The following is a 19,293-nucleotide window of genomic DNA, read 5'->3' as shown; positions in this document are numbered from 1 at the left end:
CGAGACGGCTACCAGCTTCGGCCATGGCGGTTGGGGCCGAGCTGTGTCCCGAGAAGTCCCTTCTCAGGCCAGGCGCCGATGGCATCCGCATCGCTGCCGATGCCTTTGGATACCGGCCGCTGTGATGGGTCCGTGGCGGGCTCTACGACGTCCTGCCCAATGCCTCCCGCCGCGTCGGAAGCCCGGACGGTGAGGCGGGTGGAGGCTGTGTTCCAAGGGATGAATGCGCGGTAGCGCCTGTCTCCATCAGCCCGGCTCATCGGGTGCCAAGGTCCACCGTCGACGCTCGCCTCGCAGGACTTGACCGGCGCGGCCCCGAGAACGATGGCGCGCACTTCGACCATATCGCGCACCGTATGCGCATCGTCATGGGCGAGACGCCGGTCGGCGGGTGCGGTGACGAGGACGAAGGGCCAGGGCTGAGCCATTTCCTTGAAGCGCCAGCTCACCACGCCGCGATCGATGGCGGCGATGGCATAGCCGACGGGCCCTTCCTCGATCTGTCCGGTAGAGCGAGTGGCGGCGAAGATGGTACGGCCGTCATTGGCCAGCTCGTTGTAATGGGTGTGCCCCATCTCCACGAGGCGCACGCGCGATTGAGAGACGAGATGGCCGACCCGAGAGGCCTCGCCGTCGCCCTTCAGGTCGGCGGGGTAGCTGTGCATGAACAGGGCGCAATCGAGGCCGTCGCTCTCGGCCACCTGGATCTCTCCCTCCAGCCAGGCGAGTTGCGCATCTCCGAGACGGAAATCCAGGCCGCCAGCACCGGGCCCACACATGTCGAGGAAGAGGCAGCGGATACCGGATATGTCGACCGCGTAGGGAAGTCGCCGCCCACCGAGGCTGGAATAGAAGGCGTCTAGGCTGCCGCGCTCCATGTCGTGATCGCCGGTGATCACGTGGACGGGAAACGGCAATCCCGCGAGGCCGTCGCGCACGAGGGCATATTGCTCGGGCAGCCCGTTATCGGCATTGTCGCCGGGCAGATACACGAAATCGAGGCCTTCGACCTCGCAGAGTTGCGAGACGATGGCGCGAAAGTCGCAGGCATTCTCGAGATGCCCTTCGGTGAGATGAAGGTCGCCGATATGGGCGAAGGCGAGAATGTCGTCCTGGCCGCTCATGGCGGAACTCCCCTCGACGGTCATGGCATATCTCCAGCGTCGCCCGGCATCCTGCCAGCGGTGGTTCAGATGGCCCCGGATTTCTCAGAAAGCGCTGTGACCTGCGGCAGCGACGGCTTCAGGCGGCGGCGACCACCGGTTCGGACCCACCAGCGTGCGGTGGCTTCGACGCCGGGGTCGGCGGTTCGAAGCCGTAGGTTTCCGGCATGGCCACGAGGTAGAGAACGAATCCCACGGCGGCGATGCCGGCGAGGACGAGGAACGCCGTCGAGTAACCGGCCGAGACGATGATCAGGCCAGCCAGGGTCGCCGAGAACGAAGCTCCGAGCCCCTGGGTCGTGGCGACCGCACCCTGCGAAACGTTGAATCGCCCGGTGCCGCGGGTCAGATCGGCGACGACGATGGGGAACAGCGCGCCGTAGATGCCGGCTCCGATCCCATCGAGGAGTTGCACGGCGACGAGGTAGAAAGGGTTATCCGAAAAGGTGTAGAGCACGCCTCGGATCGCGAGGACCCCGAAGGCCACGAGGAAGATCGGCTTGCGCCCGATCGCATCGGCCCTGGCTCCGACGAAGACCGCCACCGGCACCATCACGAACTGCGCCGCGACTATGCAGACCGAGATGAGCGAGGTCGCGCTTTCTTTGCCGGCGAGCTTGGTCAGCAACTGGCCCACCGACGTCAGCATCGCGGCGTTCGAAAGGTGAAAGATCGCGGCGAGAAGAGCGAACAGCATCAGGGTACGGTTCTGCAACAGGGCAGTGACTCCGGAGGGCTCCTCGCCCTCCTGCCCAGCCTTCTCGTCGAGGCCCCTTGCGAGATCGTCGTCGATGTCCTTGGCCGGTACCATAAGCATGGCTCCGACGCTCAGGACCGCCAGAATAGCCATCAGCCAGAACACCACGACGGGTCCGAAGAAATAAGCGGTCGACCCGGCGATGGCCGCCGAGACCGCGTTGCCCGCGTGGTTGAAGCCTTCGTTGCGGCCGATGCGCTTCGAGAACATCTTCGGCCCGACGACGCCCAGCGTGATGGCGGCGAGCGCCGGTGGGAAGACCGCACCGGCAATGCCGGCGACCGATTGGGTCGCGGCAACCAGGTAGAAATTCGTGACGAAGGGCAAGAGTAGACAGCTCGCCGTGACCGCGAGGGCGCCTGCAATGACGATGGCACGCTTATGGTCTGTCCGGTCGATGAGGGCCCCGGCGGGCGTTTGAGCGATCAGGCCTGCAATGCCGGCGATGGTCATGATCATGCCGGTCGTGGCCTCGTTCCAACCCTGGTCGGGCCCGCGCACAGCAATGAGATAGATGGCGAGGTAGGGTCCCAAACCATCGCGGACGTCAGCAAGGAAGAAATTGAGAGCGTCGAGCCCGCGCAGCGTTCGTTGCGATGGGGCGCGAACCTGATCCTGGCCGGCAACGGTGACGCTGGTCATCCGATCGATCCTTCGGAGCTTGTCATGAATGGGACCGATCGGCGCGCGTTACCGGCAGGGAAAGCCAGGGCTTCGCATCGATCGGAGCGGCAAACCCCGGCCCGAAATGAAGGTTCCTCGGTGGGGATTAAATTCTGCGTGAGCCGCGAAGCACTGGCGCGGCCAGATAAACAGAGACGTGTATTCCTGATACGGAATTTTGAATTTCTAAGCCGTAAGCCGCTTCTCCCTCCGGATGCAGCCATCGTCATGCACATGGACTTCGAAGGCCGCGCCATCCCGGATACCGCGGATCTGGAAATGCTTGGGCTTGCGTATTGGCAAACCCTCCACACGGTAGCCCGCATCCCGAACGAGGCGTAGGGCCGCATCCGTATCGGCCGGGCCATGTCCCTGGTCTGGCCGCACGATGGTGCGGACCGTGCCGTCGGCGAGGATGAGGCGAGACACCTTGATCTCGCAGGGTTTGCGCTCGCCGTCGACGGTGACGATGTCTCCGACAGTTGGCAGAGCTCCGGTCGTCGCTTTCGGACCGAGATCCGCAAGGATCTTCGTGGTGGCGCAATCCAGCGCAAGGCGATGGCCGAACACGGCCCAGACGGTGCCGGTAGCGGAAACTGTCGTTGGCATTGTCGTTGATCCCGATGATGGAGCAGGCCGGAAGCCCTCCCCCGGTGGTCCGGAGGAGGAAACCTCCATGATCAGAAAGTTCGCTTCTCGCGGATGTCGCCGTCGAACCCGACGTGAAGCTGCCGCTCGCGCCCGTCTTGACCCTTGGCCGCCACTTCGAGATGGCGCGGTCCACGGCCGATGACCCGGACATCGGAATAGCCGGCTGCCTCGACCTTCGCGGTCAGTGCAGGAGCATCGATGGTGGGGCCGAGGCCGACCCTGTCCTTCGCCCAGTCAATGCCTCCCGGCTTCGGTCCGCGTGCCGGGCCAAGGACCACGGTCTTTCCATCGGCCCGGGTAAGGAGGATGGCGTGGAGAAATCCGTTCTCAAAGCGACCCTGCACCGTTACCGCCTCGCCCTTACTGACGAGGCCGCCGTCCTCGCCCCGTTTGCCGGTCTCGACCAGAGCGCGGCCAGAACCGTCCTGAACGATGAACTTGTTGCCGAAGATCTCGGCGACCTCGCCCTTGGCTGCGATGGCGGCAGAGGGAGTGAGCTGAGCGATGGATGTCGGAGCGACGGGTGTGAGCGTCATGCCCGAATTCTGCGCTAGCGAGAGGCCGACGGCCCCGAAGGCCAGGGGCGCGGCGATGGCGCCGACGATCCAGCCGCGGCGTGAACGGCGCAGCGCAGCGGAGGTGGGGCGCGACATCTCGGTGGCGGTTCCGTCGATCGTCTTCTCGGTCGTCATGGTGTCGATGTCCTTGAAACAGGTCCCCTTTCGGGTTGACGCCGTTTTAGGGTCACGCCTCCAACCCGGTCTGAACCGTGCGGTTCAGCTCCGGTTAAAGCCCGGTGCGTAGCGCCTTTAACTCGCTCACGCCGCCTATCGGCGCTCAAGGATCGCCCCTGATGAAGCTTCTACTGATCGAGGACGATGCAGCGCTCGCTGCCGAGATCGCCAAGGCCCTGCGGGCCGAGAACTTCGCTCTCGACCATGCGATCAATGGGGAGGATGGCCAGCATCTCGGCGAGACCGAGACCTACGACGCGGTCGTGCTCGACCTCGGGCTGCCCGAGCGCGACGGCGTCTCCGTTCTCCAGGCTTGGCGCGCCGCCGGCCGGACCCTGCCGGTGCTGATCCTCACTGCACGGGATGGATGGAGCGACAAGGTCGCTGGCTTCAAGGCGGGCGCGGACGACTATCTCGTCAAACCGTTCCGGGTGGAGGAACTCGTCATCCGCCTGCGCGCGCTGGTGCGACGAGCCTCGGCTCACGGCGCCAACCGCATCGCTTGCGGGCCCCTCGCCTACGATGCCGGGCTCGGGACGTTCGAGCGGGACGGGCTACCGCTGAAGCTCACTGGCCTCGAATGGCGGGTGCTCTCGTGCCTGATCTTGCGCAAGGACGGCATCGTGCCCCGCGGCCAGCTGATCGAGCGAGTCTATGAAGGCGATGCCGAGGTCGATTCGAACTCGGTCGAGGTCATCATCACGCGACTCCGCCGCAAGATCGTGCCGGCCAGGATCGAGAGCGTGCGCGGCATTGGCTATCAGCTTCTGCCGGGAGAGGCATCGTGAAGGCGTCGTCTCCTCGACCGAAACCTCTGCATGGCCCGGCACGACCGCATTCCGGCTCGCTGCAGCGGCGCCTGATCGTCGCCGCCCTCGTCCTCGTGACGATCGCCCTGGTCGTGGCGGGCATCGCCATCGGCTTCATCCTGCACCGCTTCGTCCGCGGCCAGCTTGACAGCCGCCTCGATAGCCAGATCGTCGCCATCGCCTCCAGCCTGGAACGCGGACGGGACGGCCGGCTCGCCCTCCGGCGAAACCTCGACGGGCCGCCCTTCGACCGCGAGCGGTCCGGCTGGTCCTGGCAAATCAGGCAGGGTGATGCGACCCTCCGCTCCAGTTCGCTGGAGGGGCACGACCTGCCCGCTCCAGCGGAACACCGACAGGACAGCAGGACCCCGCATCCCGACCATCCCCAGCCGGCGGACGGCGTCGATCCCTGGGGAAATACGGTGATCCTGCGCATCCTCACCCTGCCGGACGAAGCCGGTGCCGGCAATGCGACGATCGTCGCCTCGGCACCGATGGCTGCCCTGAGTGGTCCAGTTCGGGAAGCGGGTCTGACCCTCGCACTGATCCTGAGTATACTCGGGCTATGCCTCGTCGTCGGGCTCGTGGCGCAGGTACGCCTCGGCCTGAGGCCACTGGAACGTCTGCGGCGGGACCTCGGCGAGATTCGTGCAGGAAAACGCGCACAGGTACCAGAGAAGCAGCCGGCGGAGATCAGGCCTCTGGTCCGCGAGGTGAACGCGTTGCTGAGCCAGAACGCGGTGAATCTGGAACGGGCGCGGACCCATGTGGCCAATCTCGCCCATGGTCTGAAGACGCCCCTCGCCACACTGACCATGGCGCTCGGTGACGCGGGAAAAGATCCCGACGGCCGGCTCTCAGCCCTGGTATCGGGCATGGATGCGCAGATCCGTCATCATCTGCGCCGCGCCCGCACCGCGGCCCTCGGCGGCGCGACCCGCGAACGGACGGACCTTGCAGTGTCGGCCGCCGGCCTTCGTACCACCTTCGCCCGGCTCTACGCGGACAAGGGTATTGCCTTTACGGTGGAGGTTTCGGACGGCATCGCCGTCGCCTGCGACGGGCAGGATGTCGACGAGATGCTCGGCAACCTCATCGACAATGCCTGCCGTTGGTGCCGGGCGCAGGTTTGGATCGCTGCCGCCTTCTCTGGACAGGGCGTCACGATCACGGTGGAGGATGACGGGCCGGGCCTCGACGAGGATGCGGCGGCTCGGGTCCTCGGACGCGGACGAAGACTCGATGAGACCGTACCGGGTCATGGTTTCGGCCTGTCGATCACCACGGAGCTCGCCGAACTCTACGGCGGCTCCCTCCATCTCGACCGCGGAACCCTGCATGGGCTACGCGCACGGCTCGAATTGCCGGCCTGAAGACACTGAATTCTTAAGCCCGACATGCTCCTTGAACGGGACAGAAAGACGGCATGTCACCTGCAACGGACGATCGACCCGCTCCAAATCCGCACCGGCTCCGTACCATGAGGAGACGACGAGGGGCTGGCGTTCCATAATGGCATGGTCGGGGGAAAGTCCGTATGTCTGAGATCCATCACGACGTTATCGTCATCGGTGCCGGTCTCGCAGGGACCACCGCCACCATCGCGCTGGCCAAGGCAGGTTACAACACGGCGATCATCGACACCCATGCGGTCTACCCGCCCGATTTCCGGGCGGAGAAGCTCGGCGTGCCGCAGATGGACCTTTTCGAGAAGCTCGGCTTCGGCGAGCTTGCCCGTGCCGTGACGACGCCCGTGGACGAAGTCTGCGTCTCTCGGTTCGGGCATCTCTTCTCGCGCCATCGAGTGCGGGAGTATGGCGTCCATTACACCGCCCTGATCAACGACCTGCGCAAGGCGCTGCCCGCCTCCTCGCCCCTAGTGGTCGGCCGCGTGGCGGAGATCGAGACCGGGCCCGAGCGTCAGACGGTCACCCTCGCCGACGGCAGCGTGCGGACGGCGCGCTTGGTCCTGCTGGCCACGGGTCTCGGCGATGTCCTGCGCCGCAAGGTCGGAATTGGCAGGACCATGGTGAGCGAAAAGCACTCGCTGTCCTTCGGTTTCGATATGGCCGCCCCGCCTTCGTCCTTCGGCTTCGAATCCCTGACCTATTACGGTGAGGGTAAGGGCAGCGCCGTTGCCTATGTTACGCTATTCCCAATCGGGGCGACGATGCGGGCCAATCTCTTCGTGTACCGGAAACTCACTGATCCATGGGTGAAGGAGTTCCGAAAGTCGCCCGAGGCGCTCATGCGCCAAGCCATGCCCGGACTAGCCCGGCTCTGCCCCGATCTCGCCGTCGCGGGGCCGGTGGAAATGCGGCCCATCGACGTCATCCAGGCGGCCGAGCCGGAGCGCGATGGGATCATCCTCCTCGGCGACGCCTTTCTGACGCCGTGCCCGATTCCAGGCACCGGGATCGGCAAGGTGCTCACCGACGTCGACCGCCTCTGCTCGGAACACCTGCCGCGCTGGTTTGCGACCCCCGGAATGGGCAAGGACAAGATCGCGCAGTTCTACGCCGATCCGGTCAAGCACGGCTCCGACGAACAATGTCTGCGAGCGAGCCTCTACGCCCGCGAGATCACGATCGGAAGCGGTGCCACCTGGATCGCGCGACGCCTGCGAAACCGCGTCGGCCGCTATGGCCTCCACGCCCTTCACGTCCTGCGGTCGACCCTCTCCAAGCCGCGCCGGCCGGTTATTGGGCCGACCAAGACCGTCTGATGAGGGTTATCGTCTCCTCCGCCAGCGGGGAGAGCGAGCGGAGCCGTCGATGAACTCGAATGCCGAGGCGCGGTTGAGGGTGTGGAGACGGGTGCCAGGAAAGAGCGGGCCCGACCGTAGGATGGTCTCGACGGTCTGGGCGTAGCCTTCGTCGTCGAGGCGGTCGATCCGGGCGAGCGCCAGCGCTTCCCCGTAGCCCAGTCGGCAATCCTGGACCGGACGGATCAGGACCCCGTCCCGTTCCACGATGCGCCCGGCCGGCCTTGCCGAAGCGATATCGATGAGGACCGGATTGCCCGCATGCGGCGTCCAAGGACCACGGAAATCCGACGCCGACCAGAGGTGCAGGCTGTCGTGATAGGAGCCGAGAATCGGGCCGCCTCCGACATCGGCCGGCTGGTCCCGCACAGTGGCGAACATCCACCAGCGGCCGTCCCGTTCCAGCAGGGTCGAATCGCTCGCGGTCACACCTCGCAGCAGCGTCGCTTCCTTGACCCAGCCGCCTGGAAAGGCGGTGGCCCGATAGAGATCGACGGTGTCGTTGGCACAGCTCTCCGGGATCATCCAGAACGATCCCTCACGCTCGAACACGAACGGATAGGAGAGATGATGCGGCTCCTCGAGGACCGGGACCGGCGTTCCGATTGGGCCATTCATATCGAAGGTCACCGCCGAGATCAGCGCCTTGCCTGTCGCATGCGGAAAATCCTCGACGAAGAGCACAGTGCGCCCTTCATGTTCGATGCCGAACGGGTCGGCATAGAAGCGGCGCCCATCATCAGGCAGATCTTTCCAGCCTGATGATGGATGCGTCCGCAAGTCGACGAGGTCAGGACCAGTCAACCGGCGCCAACCAACGCGCCAATGCGGAGCGCGATAGCACAGGTAGTAGAGGCGCCGGATGATGAGCCGAGCTGCCATCTTAGCGGTCCGGGCGCCGATCGTCCTCACAGTCAGGACAGGGGCATCGGGCGATACCGAGGCGCTTTGCTGGAGAAGCGGACGCGCGCCGGACAGGGCGCCGACGATGAGTGTTATGCTGCGGATCAGCCCATCTTCGAAGGCGGTGAGCATGGTACCGCGGTCCTCAGCACCGAAGCGTCCGGAGGCGATGATCCTGCCATTCGTGGAAAGAGCCGCCACGGGTGATCGGCCGGCGAGAAGCGATGCGAGGAGAGCACCCTCGCCAGCGATGCCGTCGAAGCTCAAGCGCCAGATCGGCAGTTTCGGGCCGCCGGATGCATCGCCGCACAAATCGAGGATGCAGGACGCCGCCGCGGACGATTCTGGATAGCCGGCGAGCGTGCTCGCCGGCGCAGGCGAGGAGAGCCCGTCGAGGGACAGGCGTTTGAGAAGAGCTTCGAGGCGGAACAGCAACGCAGCCTTGTCCGGCAGGCCTCCTGGGCCCGGCGAACGATCGACCTCCACCTCGAGTCCTGGAAGCGCCGTGATCCGTTCCAAGAGGCAGATATGCCAGCGGCGGAGGGCACGTCCGTCCAGCCTCAATCGCAGCCGCATCGTAGTCGGTCCCCGAACAATCGAACGCCGAGGTCGAACGCCATCGGCAGATTGGGATAGGTCCAGCGACGGGACGTCTCCTTCATCTCCTGTGGTTACCGCATCTCGATTGAGAAACCCTTCACCGCAATCCGGCCTTAAGCCCCTGCTCTACCCGTCCTTTACGATGGATTAACCATGATCCACCTGACGGGTATCGGGACCGGGGAAGTGTCCGGATGTTGGTGAATCGTCAGTGAATTCGGATCATGCCTATGATTGAAGGACGGGCCGTATCCCGGCCACGGCCCGAGCATCCGATGGCACAGATCGACAGACACATCGCGGCGGCGGATTGGATCGGTCGACCCGGCATCGACCGGACGACTTCCTCCGAACCCGACAAGAGCGCAGAAATCGGCGATCTCTGGCGCATTCTCTATGTGCGCCGCGCGTGGGTGCTCGGAACTGCGGCCCTGCTCACCTTCATCGCGGTGGCTTACGGTTTCCTGGCGCCTCCGCTCTATGCGGCTACCGCCCAGATCCTCATCGATCCACGCGACAGGCAGATCGTCACGAACGACGTCAATCCGGTTGCCATGGCGCCTGATGGTGGCGTGATCCAGGTCGAGAGTCAGGCTCGCGTCATCGAATCCGATTCCGTCCTGACCCGCGCCGCCCACGATGCCGGATTGCTCGACGACCCGGATTTTGGCGGCCTCGGTAACGGCTTCCTCAGCTGGACCCTGCGCACCATTCAGGGCGACGGTGCGGCTTCAAGCAGCAATGCGGCGGCTGAAGCTCGGGCCGTCCGTGCCCTTCGGCGCAAACTCGCGGTGAAGCGTGCCGACAAGGTCTTCGTGGTGGACGTCGTCATCACCGCGAACAACCCTGATAAAGCCGCCCGGATCGTCAACGCCATCGCCAGCGCCTATCTCAAAGACCAGACTGCCGCGCGTGCCGATGCGGCCGCGCGCGCCTCGGCCGAGTTGGGCTCACGCCTCGACGATCTACGCAAGCGCGTCAACGTCGCCGAGAACAAGGTCGAGACGTTCAAGGCCGAGAACGGATTGATCTCGGCGAGCGGTCGCTTGATCAGCGATCAGCAATTGGCGGAGAGCAACAACCGGATCGTGGCTGCACGCGCCCGCACCGCGGAGGCTCGCACCAAACTTCAGCAGATCAAGGACGCGCGCGGAACCGCGTTCGGACCGGACTCGGCGCCGGAAGCGATCCAGTCCGCTGTGATCGAGCGGCTGCGCAGCCAATATGCGGAACTCGCGAGCAAGGAAGCGGACCTCCGCACGCAACTCGGCAACCGTCATCCCTATATCGAGGCGGTTCGGACCCAGATGCAGGACGTCAAGCGCCTCACCGAGGTAGAACTGAACCGCATCTCCCGCTCGGCAGAAACCGATTACCAGCGTGCGGCTGCCAACGAGAAGGCGTTGACGGCGAGCCTTGATGAGTTGAAGCGAGGCACTATCGTCACGGGTGAGGCCTCCGTGCGTCTGCGCGAACTCGAGCGTGAGGTGGATACAAGCCGTGCCGTCTACGGCAATTTCCTCAGCCGTTCCCGCGAGATTCAGGAACAGACCGGCATCGACACCACCAATGCCCGCGTCATTAGCTGGGCCCGGCCGCCCACCGAGCGGAGCTGGCCGCTACGCCTCCTGCTCTTCGTCGGCGGCCTCATCAGCGGCCTCGGCCTCGGAGCTGGGTTGGCCTTCGTCCGCGAGTATCTCGACCCGACCGTCCTGTCTCGACGTCAGATGGAGCGGCTCTCGCATACGTCCGTCGTCGCCACCTATCCGGAGTTCAAGGCAGGGAGCGAACGCCCGGCCAGCGTCGCTGCGAGTCTCACTCTAGACCGACTGTCCAGCGTCCGCGGGCAGATCCAACCGCCTGGGCAGGCATTGAGCGTCCTCGTGACCTCAGCGGCTTCGGACAGTGCGGACCGACGTTCAGCGATACACCTCCTCGCCGCGGTGGCAACGGCGCGCGGCGAGCGCGTGCTCTTTGTCGAGGCCGACCTCGATGCGGCGCCACAGGCGGGAACGACCGGGCCAGGCCTGATCGAGGTGCTGAGCGGAGAGGCCGGAATGGCAACTGCGGCGAAGGCCGATTCCGAAAGCGGCGCAGCCCGGATCGGCATCGGCGATACCGCCAAGGCGTCGCGCGAGGCGCTGAGCCGCCGCAACATCGAACAGTTCCTCGCCGCCGCCAAGTCGAGCTTCGATCTGATTCTGGTGGATGGCGGAGTACTCACCGGCAATCTGCGGATCGGACCACTCGCCTCCGCCAGCGATCGGCTGTTGATCGTGGCAAAGAACGGCGCCACGCGGCAGCGCGATCTCCTCGATCTTCTCGACATTTCGGAGGTGCTGGGTCGTCCAGTGTCCGGCAGTCTCTTCGTCGATCGCCATGCGGCGGCGGCATGACGGGCGGACCATGAGGCTCGCGATCCATCCGTCAGCTGCAGGCGGCCCGGCAAGAGCCGCGTCTCGAAGCCCGATGCCGCTCGGCCTTATCTTCCTGACGGTGCTGATTCTCGGCGTTTCTGGCGGTATGCTCTGGAACGTCGGCATCAATTACGACGGGCTCACCGGCGCCGCGCCACAGAAGATCCATCCTTCGACCTATCTCGTCATCGTCCTATTCTGCTGGGCGGCTTTGAGGTCCGGCAATCCGGCGGGCTACCTCGTCTATGCAGTGCAGGTGCGGCCTGCAGGGGCGCTGCTCGCCGCGTGCAGTATCGGATTGTTCCTGCACATCGTAATGCGCAGCGGACCGGGAATGGCTGGGGCGCTGGACACTTTCTTGCTGCCCGGCCTCTTCGTCGTCCTGCTCGCCGACCGCGACGCTCTGACCTGGAGACGCCTCGAGCTGACCGTACACGCGGTGATGCTCATCAACGCGTTGCTCGGCCTGACCGAATTCGCGACCAAGACTCTGTTCTTTCCTTATCGGCTCGACGGACAGGTCTTCGCCACGGATACGCGCTCGGCCGCCCTCCAGGGTCATCCCCTCGGCAATGCCACTCTCACAGCCTGCTACGTGCTCGCCCTCATCGGCGGCGGTGGGCGCATGACGGTGCCGCTCCGCCTTGCAATGATCGGCCTGCAGCTTGCCGCCCTCGTGACCTTCGGTGGACGTTCCGCCACCGTGGTGACGCTGATCTTCGGCGGTGCCTACGGTCTCTTCGCCTTGCACAAGGTCTTGAGCGCAGGCCGCATCCCGCTTCTGGCGGCGGCGGTGGGGATATTCCTGTTTACGCTCGCGCCACTTGCCATCGGTGCTCTGGCCGTCGGAGGATTCTTCGACGCACTGCTCAGTCGGTTCATTGCCGACGGCGGCAGCGCCAATGCACGCGTGGAGATGCTCGACCTTATCGCCAGCATCCCGTTCCGCGAATTGCTGGTCGGCCCGGATATGACCCTCGTCGACTCTCTGCGGCGCGTGAGCGGGCTCGAATGGGGCATCGAGAACCCGATCGTCCGGACCCTGGTCTATCAGGGCGTGATCATGACGGTTCTGCTGACCGTCGCCGTGACGCTCTACATGATCGAGTTGGTTCGCCAATGCCGCAGCGGGACGTTTCTTCCGGTCCTCGCCTTCGTTATTCTGGTGAACACCTTCGAGGGTCTCGGAGCCAAGACCACACTGTTGGCCAAGTTCGCCATCCTGCTCCTCGGATTGTTCCACAAGGTCAGGGATCGTCCGCGCGTGCGCGCAACCCCAGGGCCGTGACGATCGCCCGGTCGAAGCGCCGGGTGGCATCGTCCATCATCCCCATCCCGTCGAACAGATTCCAGAACGCCCAGGGGAAGCCCTCCGCCTCCGCTGCTTCTCGCACGTCTTGGACGTAGCGGACCCTGTCCTCGGCATGAGAAGCCACGTAGCGTGCGTCGCTGCGCAGGGCACCAAACTCTCCGAGCAGAATTTGCCGCGGGGATATGCCGTACCGGCGCCCCCATTCGCCCACCATCGCGAGATGCCGTGCGAGGTAGCGCTTGTCGGGCTGCGCCGCGAAATACTCGGCGAGCTTGGCTTCCGTCACCGCATAGGCCTCGCGCTTCGCTTCTGCCGACAGGGTGGCATCGCTGGCCATCCTTTTCCGAACGGCGGCGAGGGTCGTCTCCAGCTTGCCGACGTAGGCCGGCCAGGGAACTGCATTGAGGGCACGATAGACCGGTTCCCGCATCCAAGGGGCCCCCTGATGGCTAAACAGGTAGGGCTCGTAATAATGGAAGGTGAAGAGAAGCGGCGCGAAGCGGGAAAGTGAGGTAGGATCGAGGGCGGTGAGCCCTGTGATCATGCCGCCGCAGGCGCCGCAGGCAACGAGGGTCAGCCGTGGCGCAACGCGCCGGGCCTCCGTGAGGAGATCGTCCTGGATGGTCAGCCATGATTGCGAGCCGCATCCCTGCGGCGGCTCGTTGACCGGCTCTAGGGCCAATCGATCCGGAGCGATGCTCTCCAGCATGCGCGCGAGATCGGAGACGAACCCACGATAGGCGGGAAATAGCGGCGCGCCCGGATCGCCATAGAAATTCTGGGGGTTCCAGTGATGAGTCGCGCCATTGGCCTGCACGTTGACCACTACGGAAAGGTCGGCGCGCAACGCCGCCTCCAAAGCAGCCTTAAGATTTTGCATGAGGCGCGCCCGCTCTACCGCTAGGGCAGCGACGAACGGGCCAGGATCGACGGGAATCCGGAGAAAATCGAACCCGGCTTGTCGCAGCCGAGCCAGGTCTCGGCCCGTCGGCACAGGCCGGCCGTCCTGAAACGGCGGCGCTCCGTAATCCGTTCGCGGCGCCGGAAACTCGCGCGTCAGCGAGAACCATGGCCAAGTATTGACGCCACGAGAAAGACGCAGGGGCACGGCTTCCGCACTAGCCGGTACGATGCCCGTCACCAGTGATGCAGCGGCGAGGACGGCCCTTCGTGTCGGCGGTCGCGTCACGATGCGCGGTCCTGGCTCCGTCCTCCGATTGCCATCGAGATGTTCGCCGAGGTGTTGACGGGTTGTTTCATTTCACGACCGACGGGAATCGTGAAGCCTCCCAGCGTCCGTGCTTCCGCCTCGTACTGCTTCAGGATAGTCGACCATTCGAACCGCTCCGATGCACGGTCGAGGGAAGCGAGGCCGGCTTTCTTCACTACGAGATCGTTTGCGACCAAGGCTTCGATGTGTCGCTCGCAGGCATCGGGATCGCTAAAATAGAATTGCTCGTCACCCGCCGTTCCACGATTGAACGCGTTGTCGTGAGCAATCACTGCATTCCCCGCCCATAACGCTTCTACGAGGGACGGGTTGGTGCCGCCGACGGTATGCCCATGAAGATAGGCACGGGCATGGAAGCGTAGCGATCTGATCGTCTCTGAATCATAGATAGCGCCTGGGAATAGAACCTCATCGCTGGCCGCCTCCCTCACCGCACGATGATAGGGATTGTTCTCCGAGAGCGTGCCCAGGACAACGAGCCGCACGCCTCTCAGCTTGCGCGAGAATGCCTCGACCATCGTGAGGATGTTGTTATCGGGTTCGATGCGCGCGATCGAGGTCATGTACCGGCCCGGCTTCAAACCGAGAGCCTCAATGGGTGCCGTCGGGGCAGCAGGGATCGGATCCCCGCCATAGGCGATGGTGGCTATGGCAGATCTCGGGCGCCGAGTGGCGACATGATCGGCGATGGCGGGATGGTCGGCCACAAGGCGATGGGAGGCCCATGCGGCGATCCACTCGTTGGTCCAGAACCAAGCCCGCACTGCCATCGACCATTTCGGGCGCTTCCATTCGATGCCGTCCATGTTCGTGATGATCTTGGAACCGGCTAGGCGCAGGTACGGCAGGAAAATAGCGCCATTGTATCCAAGGACGAGGCTGACGCCGTGCCGTTTGGCGGCATCCCGCACGCAATGCCAGTCGAAATCGAGTGTCGCCCTCGGTCCGGTGGACGATACGGCGACGTGGATCAGTTCCACGCCTTTCCAGGTCGTGGTGCGGAAGCGCTCCGTGACCGACTCGACCTCGTCCTGGCAATAGACCGCAACGTGCCAGCCGCGCTTCACGAGAAAGAGGGCGAGCTTCTCTGCAAAGGTTTCGAACCCGCCGTGGGATGCCGGGATGCCACGCGTTCCCAGGATAAGCAGCGAGGGCTTGTGCAATGACACCAGAGTCTCCTTTCGCCCTCAAAGTGTCCCGTGATGGGACACCAGAAACACCTTCAGGCAACCATCAGCAATGATTACACCCGGTGAAGTTCTTGCTCGGTAACGATTGCAAACAGGCCGGCATGTCATCTTGGGGCAGTTGGGATCGAGATTGAGGTTGAGTCGGCATGCACATCACATGCGTCCATCAGGGATACGAACTCTACGGATCTGATCGCAGCTTCGTTGAGAGCGTGCGTATCATTCGCGCCGCCTATCCGGATGCCGTCATCGACGTCGTGCTGCCGCGCGGCGGTCCGATCGTGGCCGCCGTCGAACCGGTGGCATCCCGGATCATCTTCGAGCCGCTCTGGATTCTGCGACGCCGCGATCTGCCGCGTCTCGCGACCCTTGGATTTCTGACGTTACCGCTGGCGATGATGCGGGCCTGGCGACGGCTGCGCGCGAGCAACCTCGTCTACATCAACACGTCCGTCGTGGCGGACTATCTCCTCGCTTCTCGGCTGTGTCCCGGCCGCGCCATCGTACATGTCCACGAGATTCCGCAGGGTGCCACCCTCAAGCTGCTTCGAGGACTGATCGGCTGGAGCGGGGCGGATATCGTCTTCAATTCGCGGGCCACCGCCAAGGCGTTCTCGCTGACCTCCAAGGTAGCCATGCGAGTGGTCTATAATGGGATCGCGGGACCTGACGTGCCGCCGCCTTCCACCTATGACGCCACGCGCCCGCTGCGCCTGCTGATGCTGGGCCGCATCAGTCGCATCAAGGGCCAGGAGATCCTGGTCGAGGCGATCCGGTCCCTGCCACCGGAGGTGCGAGCGCGGCTCGACGTGCGCATCGTCGGAAGCGCGTTCGAGGATACCGCGCGCGAGGCGGCGCTCGACCGCCAGATTACGGATGCAGGTCTGGGATCCGTAATCTGCCTCTCGCCCTTCGTCGACGATCCTTCCGATCTGTATAGGTGGGCGGATGTAGTGACGGTGCCTTCGCGCCTCCCAGAATCCCTCGGCCGGGTCGCAATCGAGGCGATGGCCTATGGTCGTCCCCCTATCGTGTCCCGCATCGGCGGGCTGACGGAAGTGGTCGAAGAAGGAACGAGCGGTTGGGTCGTCGCGCCCGATGACCCGCGCAGCCTCGCCTCGACGCTGGAACGGATCGTCACCGATCCGACATCTTGGCGTGGCTTCCCGACTGCCGCCCGCGCCCGCTATGCAGCGCTGTTCGGTGAGGCCGCCGCCGCGGAAGGGTTGATCACCATGATCCGTACCCGCATCGGTGGTCGTCCGATCACAATTGCCGCAAAAACCGTAGCGCTGGGTTGATCGTCATGAACGGCCTCAGCCGCCTCGCACGACGCTTCGTCCTCATGTTGGGAGGCGAGATCACTCAGAGCGCCTTCCACTTCGGAATCAACATCGTCCTCGCGCGTAGCCTGAGCCCGCACGATTACGGACGGTTCGCCATTCTCTTTCTCGTCGGTGGATTGGCACTGACCTATATCCGTTCGCTGGCCGGCGTACCCGCGACTATCACCATTCCAGCTCATGCTGGGCGACGCGCCGCGCGCGGATTCGACGTGACTTTCGGCTCGGTGGCCGTTGTCCTCTCGGCGGCGATCGCAGCCGGAGTCTGCGGCACGCTCATGGCCACGTCGGACATTAACGCCGTGGCCGGCAGCCTCTTCGTGGGCTTGTGGTCGCTGCGCAGCTACCTGCGCCTCGCGCTCTTCGCCAAGCATCGGCCTGCGATCTCCGGGCTTGGAGACATAGTGTTCGCCTTGTCCGGCACCGCCCTTACCTTAGGGATGATCCATTTTCAGGGGGCGCCGAGCCTCGACGAGACACTGTTCTGCCTGGCCTTCGCCAATGGGCTCGGCATCGTCGCATCGCTGGCGCTCCTGAGGGAACCCGTCCGCCTCAGTCTCGGCCGGTCGGTACGCCGTCGCTACGGAGCGCTGATCCCGACGCTGTCATGGTCGCTGATCAACGTCACAACCGCGAATGTTCAGGGCCAAGGCCAGAGTCTTCTTGTGGCCGCAATCGCCGGTCCCGCCGCCTATGCCCCGATGGCTGCTACCTTCGTGCTGTTCTCACCCCTGCGGCTTTCGGCCTCGGCCCTGATCAACATGGTCCAGCCGGAGGTGGCCGGACATCTCGCCCGCGGCAATTTCCGGCTCGCCCGCCGCTTCGCCCTCATCTGCTCTGGCCTTCTGGGCCTCGGTTGCATCGCCTACGGCGCCATCATCCTTTCGACCCTCGAACTCATCGAACACCGGCTCTTCGCCGGCCAGTTCGTCGGCGCTCCAATGATGCTCATCGCCGTGGCGGCTTGGGCCATCGTCACGGTCTCGCTGATCCACGCACCGATGCGCGTGCTGATGGAAACGATGCAGGAGTTCAGGCCCCTTGCGATCCTTGCCGGTGTGAGCGTTGGAGTCGGCGCGGTGACGGTGGTCGGACTGCTCTTGATTGCGCAGCCCGCTTGGTCGTTGTTCGGCGTCCTGATCTCGGAGGTCGTCGTCCTTGTAGGCTGCCTCTGGATGCTCAAACCCTGGCGATCCTTCCGACCCTTGATGCCGATTGACCACCCGCGTGACGTCGAGGTTGGCATGAGCCGATGAGCGACCTTTCCCATCTCCTCGCCTACGACGATTTTTTCGACACTTTTGCGGCTTGCGCGATCCGTCATCGCTGCGCTGCGATACCAGGAATGACCCGGCCATGAGCGTGACAGCGACTTCCGCCCTGCCGACGCGGGCGGCCATGGCCGGCGGCTACAGTGCCCGGCTCCACACAGACTTGGCGACAGTGTCCCGCCTCTGGATCCGGCTCGAATCCGACGGGACTGCCACCGCCTACCAGCGGCTCGACTGGGTGACGGCCATCGTCGAACGCCTGAGCGCGGCCTCCAAGGCCGAGCCGGTAATCGTGGAGTTGGCCGACGCCTCGGGGCGCCCGGTCATGCTGGTGCCACTGGCGCGTCTCCGACACCGCGGCTACCGGGTGATCACTTGGCTCGATCTGGGCGTCTGCGACTACGCGGCTCCGATCCTGGCGCCCGGCATCGATCTGACCGCCGATGACATGGTCTTGGCCTGGACCGCAATACGAAAGGTCCTGCCGCGAGCGGACCTGATCCAGATCAGCCGCATCCCGGACGACGTCCACGGTCGCCCCAATCCGATCGCTACCCTGCCTGGATGCCGCCGGATGGACATGCAGGCGTCCGGCGTCGACATCGACGGCGACGCAGAGACGCTACTATCGCGCCTGTGCCGACCCAGCACCCTTAAAGACATGGCCAAGCTGCGCCGCAGGCTGGAGCGGATCGGTGAGGTGACCTTCGTCGAAGCAAGACACGCCGGTGAGATCGACTGCATCTTCGATGCCCTGGTCGATCAGCGCCGTACACGCTTCGCCGAGATCGGACGATTCAATCTTCTCTCTCGCCCCGATGTCGAGGCGTTCTATCGCGAGGCCGCCCATCAGGGTCTGATCGGCGGCCCGGTCCGCCTGTTCGGATTGGCCGTGAACGGGGAATGGATCGCCGCCGCTTTCGGATTGGTCCATGCCGGCACCTTCCACGGTATCCTGCTGACGATGGCGGGTGAGGCTTGGCGCAACACCTCACCCGGCCTGCATATCGTCGCCGAAACCCTGCGCTGGGCTCGCGCAGAAGGCTTGAATTATTTCGACTTCACTGTCGGCGTGATGCCCTACAAGTCCGATTTCGGCGTCCAGACTCGTGACTTGAGCGAACTTGCGGAGGTGGCGACCCTGCGCGGGTACCTCGTCAAGCAGTCTTTGCACGGAGCGGAAGCGGCCAAGCTCTGGTTGCGCAATCATCCAGAATGGTACACTCGCGCTCAGAATGCGCGCCGATGGCTGCGGCGAAAGATCGGCTGAAGCTGGACAGCCAATCCGGCCACTGGCGCCGTTCCTGCTCATTTCACGTCAGGAACAGCGCCACGTTCTCGTAGCTGCACCCGACATGACATCGTGCACCGGCATCCACGTCATCGAAGAGCGTTCAGGAGCGAGAAAGACCCGATCGCACCAGTTGGCCTATCTGCCCGTTGATGCTAGGTGAGCCCTCGGTGAGTCTCCGTAGCTCAGCTGGA

Annotated in this window: 15 protein-coding genes; 8 read left to right on the top strand and 7 right to left on the bottom strand. The window is 64.5% G+C overall.

The genetic code is table 11. From position 1 onward, the window contains the following. Positions 1-8: 8 nt before the first annotated feature. From ACFQ4G_RS08495 to ACFQ4G_RS08480, 4 genes are all read right to left on the bottom strand, one after another. Entirely contained in the window at positions 9-1,148 is a 1,140-nt protein-coding gene (locus ACFQ4G_RS08495; RefSeq protein WP_238208831.1) for a metallophosphoesterase family protein, read from the bottom strand. A gap of 94 nt (positions 1,149-1,242) precedes the next feature. Next, positions 1,243-2,562 carry an MFS transporter gene (locus ACFQ4G_RS08490; protein WP_238208830.1) on the bottom strand — a complete coding sequence of 440 codons (1,320 nt, stop codon included), beginning with the start codon at positions 2,560-2,562 and terminating at the stop codon, positions 1,243-1,245. A gap of 207 nt (positions 2,563-2,769) precedes the next feature. Beyond that, entirely contained in the window at positions 2,770-3,192 is a 423-nt protein-coding gene (locus tag ACFQ4G_RS08485) for a hypothetical protein (RefSeq protein ID WP_238208829.1), read from the bottom strand. Positions 3,193-3,263: 71 nt separating this feature from the next. Continuing rightward, positions 3,264-3,926, bottom strand: a complete 663-nt coding sequence (locus ACFQ4G_RS08480; protein WP_238208828.1) for a DNA-binding protein — start codon at positions 3,924-3,926, stop codon at positions 3,264-3,266. Positions 3,927-4,087: 161 nt separating this feature from the next. On the opposite strand from ACFQ4G_RS08480, the gene ACFQ4G_RS08475 reads away from it, so the two are divergent. From ACFQ4G_RS08475 to ACFQ4G_RS08465, 3 genes are all read left to right on the top strand, one after another. Further along, a complete protein-coding gene (locus tag ACFQ4G_RS08475; protein WP_238208827.1) occupies positions 4,088-4,756 on the top strand; it encodes a response regulator in 669 nt (222 codons plus the stop codon). Beyond that, a complete protein-coding gene (locus tag ACFQ4G_RS08470) occupies positions 4,753-6,150 on the top strand; it encodes an ATP-binding protein (RefSeq protein WP_238208826.1) in 1,398 nt (465 codons plus the stop codon). Before ACFQ4G_RS08475 ends, ACFQ4G_RS08470 begins: the two co-directional genes overlap by 4 nt. Before the next feature lie 164 nt (positions 6,151-6,314). Further along, positions 6,315-7,502: an FAD-dependent oxidoreductase gene (locus ACFQ4G_RS08465; protein WP_238208825.1), complete on the top strand. Its 1,188-nt coding sequence runs from the start codon at positions 6,315-6,317 to the stop codon at positions 7,500-7,502. A 6-nt stretch (positions 7,503-7,508) separates the two neighbouring features. Here ACFQ4G_RS08465 and ACFQ4G_RS08460 read toward each other — a convergent pair whose 3' ends face one another. Then, complete coding sequence (locus tag ACFQ4G_RS08460; protein ID WP_238208824.1) at positions 7,509-9,020, bottom strand: glucosamine inositolphosphorylceramide transferase family protein; 1,512 nt, start codon at positions 9,018-9,020, stop codon at positions 7,509-7,511. Positions 9,021-9,319: 299 nt separating this feature from the next. On the opposite strand from ACFQ4G_RS08460, the gene ACFQ4G_RS08455 reads away from it, so the two are divergent. Both ACFQ4G_RS08455 and ACFQ4G_RS08450 read left to right on the top strand, forming a co-directional pair. After that, positions 9,320-11,440, top strand: coding sequence for a GumC family protein (locus ACFQ4G_RS08455; protein WP_238208823.1), 2,121 nt, complete (start codon positions 9,320-9,322; stop codon positions 11,438-11,440). A 73-nt stretch (positions 11,441-11,513) separates the two neighbouring features. Further along, positions 11,514-12,749 (top strand): VpsF family polysaccharide biosynthesis protein, encoded by a 1,236-nt coding sequence (locus tag ACFQ4G_RS08450; protein ID WP_238208822.1) that lies wholly within the window; start codon positions 11,514-11,516, stop codon positions 12,747-12,749. On the opposite strand, the gene ACFQ4G_RS08445 is transcribed toward ACFQ4G_RS08450, so the two are convergent. Together ACFQ4G_RS08445 and ACFQ4G_RS08440 are read right to left on the bottom strand one after the other, a co-directional pair. Then, positions 12,709-13,767, bottom strand: a complete 1,059-nt coding sequence (locus tag ACFQ4G_RS08445) for a glycoside hydrolase family 5 protein (RefSeq protein ID WP_238208821.1) — start codon at positions 13,765-13,767, stop codon at positions 12,709-12,711. The two genes, ACFQ4G_RS08450 and ACFQ4G_RS08445, sit on opposite strands and share 41 nt — an antisense overlap. A 191-nt stretch (positions 13,768-13,958) precedes the next feature. After that, positions 13,959-15,173: a DUF1972 domain-containing protein gene (locus ACFQ4G_RS08440; protein WP_238208820.1), complete on the bottom strand. Its 1,215-nt coding sequence runs from the start codon at positions 15,171-15,173 to the stop codon at positions 13,959-13,961. Positions 15,174-15,340: 167 nt separating this feature from the next. Between ACFQ4G_RS08440 and ACFQ4G_RS08435 the strand changes: the two genes are divergently transcribed. The 3 genes from ACFQ4G_RS08435 to ACFQ4G_RS08425 all read left to right on the top strand — a co-directional run bounded on the left by ACFQ4G_RS08435 (position 15,341) and on the right by ACFQ4G_RS08425 (position 19,078). Continuing rightward, entirely contained in the window at positions 15,341-16,495 is a 1,155-nt protein-coding gene (locus tag ACFQ4G_RS08435) for a glycosyltransferase (RefSeq protein ID WP_238208819.1), read from the top strand. Positions 16,496-16,500: 5 nt separating this feature from the next. After that, positions 16,501-17,793 carry a hypothetical protein gene (locus ACFQ4G_RS08430; protein ID WP_238208818.1) on the top strand — a complete coding sequence of 431 codons (1,293 nt, stop codon included), beginning with the start codon at positions 16,501-16,503 and terminating at the stop codon, positions 17,791-17,793. 100 nt (positions 17,794-17,893) lie between these two features. Next, a complete protein-coding gene (locus ACFQ4G_RS08425) occupies positions 17,894-19,078 on the top strand; it encodes a GNAT family N-acetyltransferase (protein WP_238208817.1) in 1,185 nt (394 codons plus the stop codon). The last annotated feature ends 215 nt before the right edge of the window (positions 19,079-19,293 follow it).

The organism is Methylobacterium marchantiae (assembly GCF_042679825.1).
In the GTDB taxonomy this organism is placed as follows: Bacteria; Pseudomonadota; Alphaproteobacteria; order Rhizobiales; family Beijerinckiaceae; genus Methylobacterium; species Methylobacterium marchantiae.
The sequence above is the reverse complement of the archived record's forward strand: the minus strand, read 5'-3'. Positions and strand labels throughout refer to the sequence as shown.

What these genes read in the sequence shown, in the direction of transcription:
- ACFQ4G_RS08495 (WP_238208831.1), bottom strand. Translation starts at nt 1,148, where the DNA reads ATGACCGTCGAGGGGAGTTCCGCCATGAGCGGCCAGGACGACATTCTC.
- ACFQ4G_RS08490 (WP_238208830.1), bottom strand. Translation starts at nt 2,562, where the DNA reads ATGACCAGCGTCACCGTTGCCGGCCAGGATCAGGTTCGCGCCCCATCG.
- ACFQ4G_RS08485 (WP_238208829.1), bottom strand. Translation starts at nt 3,192, where the DNA reads ATGCCAACGACAGTTTCCGCTACCGGCACCGTCTGGGCCGTGTTCGGC.
- ACFQ4G_RS08480 (WP_238208828.1), bottom strand. Translation starts at nt 3,926, where the DNA reads ATGACGACCGAGAAGACGATCGACGGAACCGCCACCGAGATGTCGCGC.
- ACFQ4G_RS08475 (WP_238208827.1), top strand. Translation starts at nt 4,088, where the DNA reads ATGAAGCTTCTACTGATCGAGGACGATGCAGCGCTCGCTGCCGAGATC.
- ACFQ4G_RS08465 (WP_238208825.1), top strand. Translation starts at nt 6,315, where the DNA reads ATGTCTGAGATCCATCACGACGTTATCGTCATCGGTGCCGGTCTCGCA.
- ACFQ4G_RS08460 (WP_238208824.1), bottom strand. Translation starts at nt 9,020, where the DNA reads ATGCGGCTGCGATTGAGGCTGGACGGACGTGCCCTCCGCCGCTGGCAT.
- ACFQ4G_RS08455 (WP_238208823.1), top strand. Translation starts at nt 9,320, where the DNA reads ATGGCACAGATCGACAGACACATCGCGGCGGCGGATTGGATCGGTCGA.
- ACFQ4G_RS08450 (WP_238208822.1), top strand. Translation starts at nt 11,514, where the DNA reads ATGCCGCTCGGCCTTATCTTCCTGACGGTGCTGATTCTCGGCGTTTCT.
- ACFQ4G_RS08435 (WP_238208819.1), top strand. Translation starts at nt 15,341, where the DNA reads ATGCACATCACATGCGTCCATCAGGGATACGAACTCTACGGATCTGAT.
- ACFQ4G_RS08430 (WP_238208818.1), top strand. Translation starts at nt 16,501, where the DNA reads ATGAACGGCCTCAGCCGCCTCGCACGACGCTTCGTCCTCATGTTGGGA.
- ACFQ4G_RS08425 (WP_238208817.1), top strand. Translation starts at nt 17,894, where the DNA reads ATGAGCGTGACAGCGACTTCCGCCCTGCCGACGCGGGCGGCCATGGCC.